Here is a 13114-nt window from a genome sequence, read left to right on the forward strand (position 1 = left end):
TTAAAATAAGAAGTGTAAAATTAAAAAAAACAATTTTATTTGTTTGTTCTTTAAGCTGAATAAATTTTTTTTATGGGAAATAGATTAAAATTTTATAGCATTTGCAACTTATGATTTTATTTGCATTTTTTGTATTGAAAAATAAGTTTTATTGCAATTGAGTTATTAATTTATTTTATGTATTGAGATATTGTTATTACTTAATTTATTTTTCAAGGCGAATTCCTGTTTTTTTGCGGTTTGCTCCCTTTTTTTTCTCCTTTTGGTGATGAAAAAAATATATATGCGTGACATTGTATATTTTCGAATTTTGATTTTGAATATGAAATTAATGGTTTAAATGTCTTGTAATCAGTGTTTTGTCGCTTTTTTTAAGCTTATTTAAGTGTGTGATTGATATTATTAATGTTTTGAAAATATAATATCGATTAATTTTCTTTGTTTTTGTTAAAAAGATTGATTTTAACTTAATTTAATAATTTTTTCAATTCATTTATTGATTATTGTTAAAATATTAATATTTTTTTAAGAAATTGCTTTGTGATTTTAAGAAAGTTTTACAAATTTGTACGAATACAATACAAAATTAATTTGATATGAAGAAACTAACAACCAGTCTTCTAGTTTTGATGTTGACTTCTTCAGTGGCTATTGCAAATGCCCAGGAAAAAAAGAATGATACCGTGAAGACAAAAGAAATCGAGGGAGTTGTAGTGACTGCACTCGGGATCAAAAGAGAGAAAAGATCTCTTGGTTATGCTACCCAGGAAGTAAAAGGGGAGGCAGTCAACAAAAATCCAACGACAAACTTTTTGAACAACCTTTCCGGTAAAGTAGCCGGTCTGGAAATTAAACAGAGTACCAACTTTGGAGGGTCTATCAATGTTGTAACGAGAGGTTACAAATCAATATTAGGAGATAACCAGGCTCTCTTTGTGGTGGATGGGGTTCCGGTAATGAATAAGAATATCAATAGTACTAACCAAACGAATGGTGCTGGAGGATATGATTACGGAAGTTCTGTTTCAGATATAAATCCGAATGATATTGAGACTATTAACGTTCTTAAAGGTGCTGCGGCAACAGCATTATATGGTGCACGAGCTCAAAATGGTGCGGTTATTATTACAACTAAACGAGGTAAAAAGAATAAAGAAGGTATTGGAATGGAGTTTTCCAGTTCAATTACTGTTTCTTCTGTGGATAAATCAACCTTTCCTACCTATCAGTCTCAGTACGGACAGGGATATGGGGGAAGTAGTTTCCCGGGTACTTATCAGGGGAGTCCTATCGTAGGTTTTGGAAATGACGCTTCTTACGGGTCTGCTTATGATGGTTCAATGGTTTGGCAGTATGGTGCATTTATTCCGGGTTCTCCGACTGAAGGAAAACTGACTCCCTGGAAAATGGCAGAAAATGGACCTATTACTTTCTTTGAGAAGGCAACAAACTATGTAAACAGTATCTCTTTCAGTGGAGGAAATGATGTGGCTACGTACCGATTCGGTTATACGAATACCAATGCTACAGATATTATGCCTAATAGTGAATTGATAAAAAATAACTTTACAGGAAATGCTTCTTATAAGTTGACAGATAAGTTAACTGCTAATTTCTATGCAAGTTATATTACACAAAAAACAACTGGTAGAAATACAACGGGTTATAATGATAATATTATGACCAATTTCAGACAGTGGTGGCCTACCAATGTAGATATTAAAGATCTGCAAAACCTGTATAAAATGTCCGGAAAGAATTATACATGGAATATGAGAAGTAGGACGGATCTTAGACCTGCCTTTTGGGATAATCCATATTTTCAGAGATATGAAAACTATCAGAATGATTCTAAAGATCGTTTTGCGGGTAACTTTAGTTTGAGTTATGATGTATCAAAAGATATCAACTTATTATTCAGAGCAGGACGAGACACATACACAATGATGGTTGAAGAAAGGAAAGCTGTAGGATCTTATACAGGAAATACTTTTGGTTTAAATGTTGTAAATCAACCGTCTGGATATGCATTAAGTGAATATAAATTCTCTGAAACAAACTATGATTTTATTGGTACCTATAAAAAGAATATTACAGATGACTTTAATGTCAATGCTTTATTAGGTGGTAATATTAATGTGCAAAGGGATTATTCTAATCAACAGTCTACATCAGGTGGTCTTTCTGTGGCAGGACTTTATACAATTGCGAACTCTGCTTCATCACCTGCAAGACCTATAATTTCAGATTTGTCCAAATATATCTATGGGGTTTTTGGTCAGGTGTCATTAGGGTACAAAAATACATACTATTTGGAAGGTACTTATAGAAGAGACCAGACTACAGCATTGAGTGCTGGAAATAATGTTTATTGGTACCCTTCAGTATCTGCAAGTGTTGTGTTTTCAAATTTAATACAACAGAATTGGTTGAATTTTGGTAAAATAAGAGCGGCTTATGCCGAGGTTGGTTCGGATACGGGAGCAGACAGACTGCGAAATAGATATCAATCTCAACCATCATTTGGGGATGTTCTTGTAAATGCTTATAATGCAATACTTAGAAACCCTGAGCTTACATCACAAAGTCTTAAGAATATTGAATTTGGTATTGAGGCCAGACTTTTTAATAATCGCTTAGGTTTTGATGTTTCATGGTTTCAAAATAAAGGGTTTCAACAAATTCTTCCATTGCCGGTATCCCTTGCAAATGGTGTGACGGCTAAGTTTGCTAATGCAGGAGAATTGACCACAAGAGGTTTTGAGGTGAGTGTGAATGCCACGCCTATTAAAACTGATAACTTTTCATGGGATTTGAACTTAAACTGGTCTAACCCATGGACCAAAGTTACTTCACTAAATCCTGGTATTGAAAATATTACAATCGGAGCTCTTCAGGGAGGGGTGAGTATTAATGCACCTCTTAATGGTGATTATGGTTCAATCTGGACGTCTGATTATGTTTATGATTCCAACGGACAGAGAATTGTGGGGCCAAATGGTGCTTATCTGGTTACGGATAAAGCTATTTATGATCAAGGAAGCTTCCAGGCAAGATGGACAGCTGGTTTGAATAATACTATTAATTATAAAAACTTGTCGCTAAGTTTCTTAATAGATTGGAGACAAGGTGGAAAAGTGTATTCTCTAGATCAATTTTATGGCTATGGAACAGGTTTGTATCCTGATTCTGTAGGCTTTAATGATTTGGGTAATCCAATAAGAAATACACTGGCTAATGGTGGTGGTGTAATTATGCCTGGGGTGATGGTTGATCCAAATAATCCAGGACATTATATTCCAAATACAATCAGGTTGGATAAGTCTCAATCGAGTCAGGTTTTGCAAACCGACCTTCCGGGAGCAGCTTATATTTATGATGCTAGTTTTGTGAAATTAAGAGAGGTTGCCATTACGTATAGATTTGATAAAAAGATTTTCAACTCTAAATTTATACAAGGGATGTCAATGAGTTTAATTGGTAATAATCTTTGGATTATCCATAAAAATCTTCCTTATGCTGATCCGGAAGCAGGTCTGTCGTCAGGTAATATTCAGGGGTATCAGTCCGGAGTTATGCCAGGTACCAGAAATATCTCATTTAACGTAAAAATTAACTTCTAGAAATTATGAAAAAATATATAATAATATTAACATTACCATTTTTGTTTGCAGGTTGTCGAACCAGTGAAGATGTCAACTCGGATCCGCATGCGAGTTATGAAACACAGCCGGAACCGTTGCTTACTTATGCACAAAAAGAATTAAGTGATTATTTAACAACACCAAGTGTTAATGAGAATAATTCCAGGTTGATGATGCAATATTGGCAGGAAACTATTTATGTGAATGAGAGTAATTATGACTTTACTAATCGTAATGTATCCAATAATGTCTGGAGAGATAATTATGTAAATGTTTTAATGAATCTTAATCAGGCTTCTAAAATAATCACGGCATATGTACCGACATTTGCAGAGGCTGCAGCCTGGCCTGCAAAAAGAGATAATCAGCTTGCTATATTGGATATTATGAAAGTGTATACCTATCAGGTCTTAGTAGATGCTTATGGGGATATTCCTTATACGCAGTCGCTGGATAATGATAAATATCCTCTTCCGAAATATGACAATGCTGCAACAATTTATGCAGACTTGATTACAAGGCTCAATACTGATGTGAATAAATTATCTTCTACGGGAGGTACTTTTGGTAACGGTGATATTTTCTATAAAGGAGATATTGGGAAATGGAAGAAATTTGGAAATTCTTTATTGTTAAAATTGGGGATAGCGTTGGCTGATGTTAATCCAACTTTAGCCCAGGCAACAGTTAACCAGGCTATTGCTGGTGGAGTGTTTTCTTCTTCTGCAGACAACTGTAAATTTCAATACTTAGCAGCTTCTCCTAATCAAAGTCCAATGTATTTAGAAACAGCGTCAAGAGATGATTTTGTTGGTGGAAAAACTTTGGTAGATTATATGAATGCTACTAATGACCCAAGAATAGCTGAATATTATACAGATGTTGACGGTGTATATATTGGCCAGGTAATTGGAGCTCCTGCTGATTTTGCATCGTTTTCAAATGCCGGAAGTTTTGCTTATACCAGTACTACTCCGGGAATTGTATTAAGTTATACTGAAGTGTCTTTTTATCTTGCTGAAGCAGCTGCAAGATGGGGGATTGGAGGGGCTCCGGCAGCACTGTATGATTCTGCTGTAACTTCTTCTTTCACAGATTGGAATTTAACGGCTGATGCTGCTGGGTACCTTGCTGCTCATCCTTATGACGCTTCCAACTGGAAAAAATCAATTGGAGAACAGGCTTGGGTAGCAATGTATAATCAAGCAGTGATATCATGGAATTTTTATAGAAGACTTGATTACCCGCAATTAGTAGCTCCTGCTACTGCGATTCCTAATGCAGGCGGGAAAGTTCCGGTAAGACTTCAGTATCCACCTTTGGAATCTACCACCAATGGTACTAATTATGCTGCAGCTAGTGCTGCAATCGGTGGTGATAAATTAACGACCAAAATATTCTGGGATGTTAATTAATATTTGATTTTTTATACAACATTCATATTATACCGCCTTCGGGCGGTTTTTTTTGGTAATAAGGTCTTTGTAGGGAAAATTTAAGGTTAATAAAATTAATATGCTGAGCATAATATTTTTATTGTCTTATTTAGAGATTTTACTGTTTTTAATTTCATGATATTGATTTGCAATGTGTTAATGGATGAAGTTTTCAGCAATATATAGATATTATCAATTTAATTGATTGTTATTGTTTCTTAAAAAAAAATAATATTTATTTGTGATGATTTTGTTAAATATTTTAGTTTTAACTTAATTTAATACTTTTTTAGTGTCTTTGTTTCTTGATTATTGAACAAATGTTAATTTTTTTCAATTTTTCTTTGTGTTGTTAAGAAAGTTTTACAAATTTGTGACGTACAAAATTAATTTAGATATGAAGAAACTAACAACAGGTCTTCTTGTTTTGGTATTGTCTTCCTCTATTGCTGTTGCTCATGCTCAGGAAAAGAAAGATACTCTTAAAACAAAAGAAATCGAAGGGGTCGTAGTAACTGCACTCGGAATCAAGAGAGAGAAAAAATCTTTGGGATATGCTTCCCAGGAAATTAAAGGGGGTGCTCTTTCAGATGGAACCACAAATACCGGAAATATTGCTGCGCAGTTATCAGGTAAAGTAGCTGGTCTTAATGTTACTACCAATAACAATTTTGGAGGATCTTCCAATTTATTGATCAGAGGGGTGAAAACATTAGGTGGAGGTAATCCACTCATCGTTATTGATGGATCGCCTGTTAACAATACCTACACTCAAGAAAAAAATATTGACTATGGTAATGCCCTATCTGATATTAATCAGGAGGATATTGAATCCATCAATGTTCTGAAAGGAGCTGCGGCATCTGCTCTTTATGGTGAAAGAGGATTGAATGGGGTTATTGTCATTACTACCAAAAACGGAAAAGGAAAAGATGATGGATCTTGGGGGGTAACATTTTCATCAGCGATTCAGGTAGGATTTATTGATAAATCTACTTTCCCTGAATATCAGACAAAATATGGTGCCGGATATGCTCAGAAATTCGGAGCACAGGCACCTGATGGTTTAAATTACGCTAACTTTGGTGCAGATGCTTCATGGGGTCCAAAGTTTGATCCTAATCTAATGGTGTACCAGTGGGATTCTTTTAATCCCCTATCCCCCAATGCAGGAAAAGCAACTCCTTGGGTAGCGGCAAAAAATGGACCAATTAAGTTTTTCAACAATCCTGCCTCTTACATCAATAGTGTAACGTTAGAAAAAGGGCAAAAAGGGAAAAATATCAGCTTTACATATGAAAATATGATGTCTGACGGGCTAATGCCTAACTCGCATCTGAATAAAAATAATTTCTCTTTAAAGATTAATTATGATCTGACTCCTAAATTACATTCTACTTTTTATTCTACCTTGACTTTGCAGGATACAAAAGGGAGAAGTATTACAGGGTATTCAAACAATACTGTGACAGGTTTCAGACAATGGTGGCAAACCAACGTTGATCTGAACGATCTTGAGAGCATATACTTAGCGAATGTTGATCCTAAAGTAGCGAGCGCGGCCAATAACTATGGTAACGTTACATGGAGCAGAAAATCTGCGGCTAACGGAGCGCCTGCTTATTGGAACAACCCATATTTCCAGGCCTATCAAAACTATACGTCAGATAAAAGATACAGAAGCTTTACGTATGCACAGGTAACATATGATCTATTAGATAATATTACAGTTACAGGAAAAGTTTCATATGACAGATCAAATCTTATGGCTGAAAACAGATTAGCTTTTGGCTCTCTTCCACAGGCTTTTGGGCAATCTAATAATTCAATTGGTTCTGGTTATGCAAGACGTGATGTACTTAGAAATGAGACCAACTATGATTTGATGGTAAATTATAAATTTGACATTACAGATAATATTAATGTTTCTGGGGTTGTAGGAGGAAATATAAGACGAAATTATATGAACTCTGTTTATGCTTCCACGGAAGGAGGATTGGTTGTACCGGGAATTTATGCATTATCTAATTCTAAAAAAGCACCTTTAGCTTCTGATGAAATTGAATCAATCACACAAACCAACTCAGGTTATGTTACTGCCTCATTTGATTTCTTTAAAAAATTCTATCTGGATGGAACCTGGAGAGTAGATCAAAGCTCAACATTACCAGCAGGTAATAACGTGTACAATTATCCTTCTGTAACAGGAGCGTTGATTATGTCTGAGATTCTGGATACTAAAAGTTGGATGAATTTTTGGAAATTAAGAGCCAACTATGCAGAAGTAGGGGGGACAGCAGACCCTTATCAATTGGTTAACAATTATAGATCTGCAGGTATCTTATCTAATACCGGAATATATAATCCAATATTAAGTCAACCGAATCCTAATCTTAAACCTCAACGATCTAAGGAATTTGAAGTAGGTACTGAAGTACACTTTTTAAGAGACAGAATTACACTTGATGTTGCTTATTATAAAACAAAAACAGTTGACCAGATTATTACTCTTCCTGTTTCTTCAGGAACCGGATTTACAGGGAAAGTAATTAATGCAGGAAGAATTGATAATAGTGGAGTTGAAGTACAGTTAGGATTAGTTCCGATAAAATCAAAAGATTTTACATGGAATATTGATGTTAACTGGTCTAAAAACAAAAACGAAGTTATCGATTTGTATCCAGGAATTACCAATCTTTTATTGAATAGTTTCCAGGGTGGTGTATCTCTAAATGCAAGAGTAGGTGAAGCTTGGGGAACTTTGGTTGGTGCCGATTATACATATGTGAATGGGCAAAAGGTTATTGATCCGAAAACAGGCAAATATTTACAAAATCCTAATCAGGTAATTGGTAATACTACCCCGGATTGGATTGGAGGTATTAGAAACAGCTTTAGCTATAAAGGATTCTCTTTAAGCTTCTTAATTGATATGCGTAAAGGAGGGGATATATTCTCAACGGATATGTATTATGGATTATCATCGGGTCTTTATAAAGAGACAGCTGAAGGAGATTACAGAGATAAACCTATCGTTTTGCCGGGAGTTTTTCCTGACGGTACTCCAAACAATATCGGATTATCGCCGTTTGCTGATAATAATGCTGCTGTAGGATATAAAACACAGCCTTCTAGAGAGTTTGTTTATGATGGTTCTTTCATTAAACTAAGAGAAGCAAGTATTGGATATACCCTTCCAAAATCAGTATTGGCAGGGACTAAAATCTATGATGCAAAAATCTCTATTGTAGGAAGAAATCTGTGGATTATTCATAAAAATTTACCATATGCAGATCCTGAAGCTATGGTCGGCGGAGGTATCAACTCTTACGGTTGGTCTATTGGTTCAATGCCAACGACAAGAGACCTTGGGATCAATGTCACATTTAAATTCTAAATTACTTTAAAAATGAAAAATATTATAAAAATAAGTTTGTTGTCTGCATGTATTGGATTGGCTTTAAGTTCATGTCAAAGTGATTTAACTTCTCTTAACGATGATACTAAACATCCGTCAATTCTCCCATCTGATAATTTATTAGCTACTGCTTTGTATCAGTCATCCTATTATATGGATAACCCAAGTGTAAATTTTAACAATTACAGATTTTTTACACAGCAATGGGCGGAAACTCAATATCCGGATGAAACTCAATATAACCTGGTAACGCGTAACCAGCCTCGTGGTCATTTTAACAGAATGTATGTTTACAGTATGAACAACCTGAGACAAGCAAAAGCCAATTTGAAAAATGAAGTGGAATCTGATGATATTCGTGCTAATAAATTAGCTACCTTAGAAATTGAAGAAATTTTTATTTGGGAAAATTTGGTGGATACTTACGGTGACGTCCCTTATTCTGAGGCATTTAAACCAGATGAAATTTTAACTCCAAAATATGACGATGCTAAAACCATTTATCTTGATCTGATCAAAAGAATCGATGCGGTTACTGCAACCATAAAACCTGCTGCTACCGGATATGCTGATTTGGTATACGGAGGTAATATGACCAAGTGGAGAAAATTTGCAAATTCCATTAAATTAAGATTAGGAATGAACCTGGCAGATGCTGATCCTGCATTAGCTAAAACTACTGTTGAGTCAGCAATCGCAGCAGGAGTTATTTCTTCTGACGATGAAGCATACAAATTCAAATATGATGGGGGGACGTTCTCGAATCCAGTATTTGATAACCTGGTAGCTTCTAACAGAAATGACTTTTTGCCTAGCGAACTAACCATCAAGACAATGAGTAACCTTGCAGATCCAAGAATGGAGGTATGGTTTACAAAAGTTAACGGAGTGTATAAAGGGGGTGTTTTTGGAGAATTAAATGATCCTTATACCAACTTCTCTCAGTTGAGCTCTTACTTCAGAAGTGCTACTACGGCATCAAACCTGCTAAGTTATGCAGAAGTTGCATTCTTAAAAGCTGAAGCAGCTTCAAGGGGATTTGCAGCAGGAGGTACAGCTGTTGATCTTTATGCAGCAGCAGTGGTAGAATCTATGAGAGAAAATGGAATAAGTAAAATAGTTGCAGATGCATATGTAGCTGCCAATCCTTTAAACTTAGCAAACTGGAAACAATCTATTGGTACACAAGCATGGATTGCGATGTTCAACAAAGGATTTGCAAGCTGGAACTTTACAAGACGTTTGGACTATCCAATTCTTGTGAATCCTCCAAAATCAAACTTATCTTCTGTACCATACAGAATGCCTTATTCTGACCAGGAATATGTATTGAATGGAGCTAATGTAAAAGCTGCCGGTGATAAAATTGGTGGTGACAAAGCGACTACAAAACTGTTCTGGGATAAAAACTAGCACACACATTTAACAACATTCATATTATACCGCCTTCGGGCGGTTTTTTTATGGACTCATCTGAAATTTTATTTACTCCTGGAAAATGATATTTAGAGCGGTGATAAGCTTCGTTTGATTGGTTTTTTTTCTTAATATTTTAATTTTTGATATATTTTTTTAATTATTTCACATTAATTATTGTGTTTTAGTGATGATTTTGTATTTTTTTTGTTTTTTTTCTTTGACTTGTTAAGAAAGTTTAACAAATTTGTGCGGATACAAAAATTATTTTGATATGAAGAAACTAAACACAAGTCTTCTTGTTTTAGTGTTAACTTCTTCTATAGCTGTCACAAATGCACAACAGAAGAAAGATACCATGAAAACAAAAGAAATCGAAGGGGTAGTCGTTACCGCACTCGGAATTAAAAGAGAGAAAAAAGCCCTTGGGTATGCTTCTCAGGAGATTAAAGGGGATGTCATCTCAGATGCGGGGCAAACTAATGCTGTTAGCGCATTGTCCGGAAATGTTGCTGGGGTACAGGTTACGGCTCCCTCTAGTATGGGAGGTTCCACCAGAATAACAATGAGGGGAATTAGTTCGGTTACGGGAGAAAACCGTCCGCTAATTATTGTTGATGGTATTCCTTTGGACAATTCAAATGTGAACGGTAGTGATACCGAAAGAGGTGCAGGAGGAAGAGATTATGGAGATGCAACGTTTGACATCAATCCGGATGATATTGAGAGTGTAACAGTATTGAAAGGCGGCCCTGCAGCTGCGTTGTACGGCTATAGAGCTGGTAACGGAGCTATAATCTATACCACAAAATCTGCTAAAAGAGGTAAAACTGAAATCCAATTTAATACAGGTATCTCTTTTGAATCAATTTATATTAGACCCAAATTACAAAACCAATATGGAGGTGGTTTGCAGTCAAGTTTACCTACAGCAACAATTGATGGAAAAACCTATAATATTGTTGAATTTGGTACTGATGAAAGCTGGGGTCCAAAATATGACCCCAATTTATATTATCTGGGGTGGAATTCATTTGATCCGGAATTTGGTAATGACTACATGAAATTGAAGAAATGGGTGGCTCCAAACAAAGATGTTGACGATTTCTTTAGAGTTGGAACGACATATACAAATAATTTCTCTGTTTCCAGATCGTTTGAAAATACAAATGTAAGATTATCTTATACCAATACTAAAATTAATGGAATTGTTCCCAACTCAGAGATTAAAAAAGATAATTTTAGCTTAAATGTTAATACCCAACTATCCGAGAATCTGAAAGCTGATGCCGTTTTTAATTATGTACGAACAGTAGGGTTTAACAGACCGGAACAAGGGTATGGAGATAATTCAGTTGCACAAAAATTCTATCAATGGGGCCAGAGACAGCTTGATTTTTCAGAGTTGAAAGATTATAAATTAGCTAATGGTATGCAGAGGTCATGGAATAGAACGTCATGGGATGATGGAACCCCAAACTTTTCGGATAACCCATACTGGACGATCTACGAGAATACTTCAGATGATAGCCGAAATAGGTTCTTTGGAAATGCTGGTTTAACTTATAACTTTTCTAAAAAATTGTACGTTACCGGAAAGGTATATGGAGACACATATTCTCAGATGATAACTTCCAGGGTGGCTGTGGGGTCTGCCGCATTGTCAAAATATAACATTCAGAAAAGAAATAATTCTGAATTCAATTATGAAGCGAGAATTCATTACAATGATAATTTCGGAGATTTTAGTTTAAATACATTTGCAGGATTCAATATAATGAATCGTAAATGGGATGTTTTAAATGGGAATTCCGTAGGTGGGTTGATAATTCCAGGTTTATATAATTTAGCTAATAGTAAAGAGGCTCCGCGTTCCTCTAATGCATCTTATAATTTAGGTGTACGAAGTTTATTTGCTTCAGTTTCAGTAGGGTATAGAGATTTTTTGTATTTAGAAGCCACTGGTAGAAATGATTGGTTTTCCATGTTAAATGACGATCAGTTTTATCCCTCAGTTACAGGAAGTTTTGTATTCTCCAAAATACTAAATGTTGATTGGTTATCTTTTGGTAAATTAAGAGCCGGATGGTCAAGAATTGCAGGAGGTTCAGATCCCTATATTAGAGGAACATACGCTTCTATAGAGACTCCATTCAACGGAAGTCCTGTATATTCCATGCCAAATACAAAAGGTGAGCCAATGATCAAACCTGAGATTAAAACTACAAAAGAGATTGGTTTAGAAATGAATTTCTTTAAAAACAGGTTAGGATTTGATGTTACTTACTATGATGTGAAAACTACTGATTTAATTATACCATTACCTATTGATCCGTCTACTGGTTACGGATTTAAGAGGATTAATGCCGGTGAAATGACTAATAAAGGTATTGAAGCTATGGTTAATATTACTCCGGTTAAAAACAGTAATTTCTCATGGGACATGACTTGGAATTTTACCAAAAATAAAAATAAACTAGTCGAGTTACAAGGTGATCTTCAAAACTATATTTTAACAAATGCTCCTTTTAGAGCGCAACTTGCAGCTCAGGTCAGCTATTCGTATGGTGTGATTTTGGGGACCGACTTTGTTTATGATGCAAATGGTGAAAAAGTAGTTGATAACACAGGTCGCTATAAAGCTTCCGAAATTAGATCTTTGGGTTCGGTTCTTCCCAATTATAATATGGGATTAAGAAATTCATTTAAATATAAAAATTTCGGTTTGTCATTTTTAATTGATATGCAACAAGGAGGTAAATATTTTTCAACAACCCATATGTGGGGAATGTACACGGGGATGCTGGAAGAAACAGCTCTCGGAGGAAACAGGGAAGCAGGAGTTATACTTCCTGGGGTTAAAGAAAATGGTACTCCCAATGATATAAGATTAAATGCACCAACATGGGGAAAATCTTTTTATAATACTGTTGACGCGCAAAATGTTTTTGATGCAAGCTATATCAAGCTGAGAGATATTACTTTATCTTATGATTTGCCAAAATCCCTTATTGGTAATTCTCTTCAGGGTATAAGAGTATCTGCTTTTGCCAGAAACTTGTTTGCCTGGAATCTTGATTTCAAAGGTATTGATCCTGAAAATACTTCGTATGGATCTGGTAACATTCAAGGCTTGGAAGGTGGTTCTCTGCCATCTACGAGAATGTACGGAATTAATGTAAACTTTAAATTTTAATGAT

5 protein-coding genes are annotated in these 13114 nt (G+C 35.3%); all 5 read left to right on the top strand.

All coding sequences use genetic code 11. The annotated features are described in order from the left end of the window. Positions 1 to 596 precede the first annotated feature (596 nt). Positions 597 to 3623 carry a SusC/RagA family TonB-linked outer membrane protein gene (locus C1631_RS08680; RefSeq protein ID WP_109711693.1) on the top strand — a complete coding sequence of 1009 codons (3027 nt, stop codon included), beginning with the start codon at positions 597 to 599 and terminating at the stop codon, positions 3621 to 3623. 5 nt (positions 3624 to 3628) lie between these two features. Beyond that, positions 3629 to 5059, top strand: coding sequence for a SusD/RagB family nutrient-binding outer membrane lipoprotein (locus C1631_RS08685; protein ID WP_103248825.1), 1431 nt, complete (start codon positions 3629 to 3631; stop codon positions 5057 to 5059). A 418-nt stretch (positions 5060 to 5477) separates the two neighbouring features. Next, positions 5478 to 8477, top strand: a complete 3000-nt coding sequence (locus C1631_RS08690) for a SusC/RagA family TonB-linked outer membrane protein (protein WP_109711695.1) — start codon at positions 5478 to 5480, stop codon at positions 8475 to 8477. A gap of 12 nt (positions 8478 to 8489) precedes the next feature. Then, on the top strand, positions 8490 to 9911 hold the full coding sequence (locus C1631_RS08695; protein WP_103247566.1) for a SusD/RagB family nutrient-binding outer membrane lipoprotein: 1422 nt from the start codon (positions 8490 to 8492) through the stop codon (positions 9909 to 9911). A gap of 277 nt (positions 9912 to 10188) precedes the next feature. Continuing rightward, positions 10189 to 13110, top strand: a complete 2922-nt coding sequence (locus tag C1631_RS08700; protein ID WP_103247565.1) for a SusC/RagA family TonB-linked outer membrane protein — start codon at positions 10189 to 10191, stop codon at positions 13108 to 13110. The last annotated feature ends 4 nt before the right edge of the window (positions 13111 to 13114 follow it).

This window comes from Chryseobacterium phosphatilyticum (assembly GCF_002899825.2).
GTDB classification, from domain to species: domain Bacteria; phylum Bacteroidota; class Bacteroidia; order Flavobacteriales; family Weeksellaceae; genus Chryseobacterium; species Chryseobacterium phosphatilyticum.

Excerpts from the sequence above, each read along its gene's own strand:
- C1631_RS08680 (WP_109711693.1), top strand. The coding sequence starts at position 597 with ATGAAGAAACTAACAACCAGTCTTCTAGTTTTGATGTTGACTTCTTCA.
- C1631_RS08685 (WP_103248825.1), top strand. The coding sequence starts at position 3,629 with ATGAAAAAATATATAATAATATTAACATTACCATTTTTGTTTGCAGGT.
- C1631_RS08690 (WP_109711695.1), top strand. The coding sequence starts at position 5,478 with ATGAAGAAACTAACAACAGGTCTTCTTGTTTTGGTATTGTCTTCCTCT.
- C1631_RS08695 (WP_103247566.1), top strand. The coding sequence starts at position 8,490 with ATGAAAAATATTATAAAAATAAGTTTGTTGTCTGCATGTATTGGATTG.
- C1631_RS08700 (WP_103247565.1), top strand. The coding sequence starts at position 10,189 with ATGAAGAAACTAAACACAAGTCTTCTTGTTTTAGTGTTAACTTCTTCT.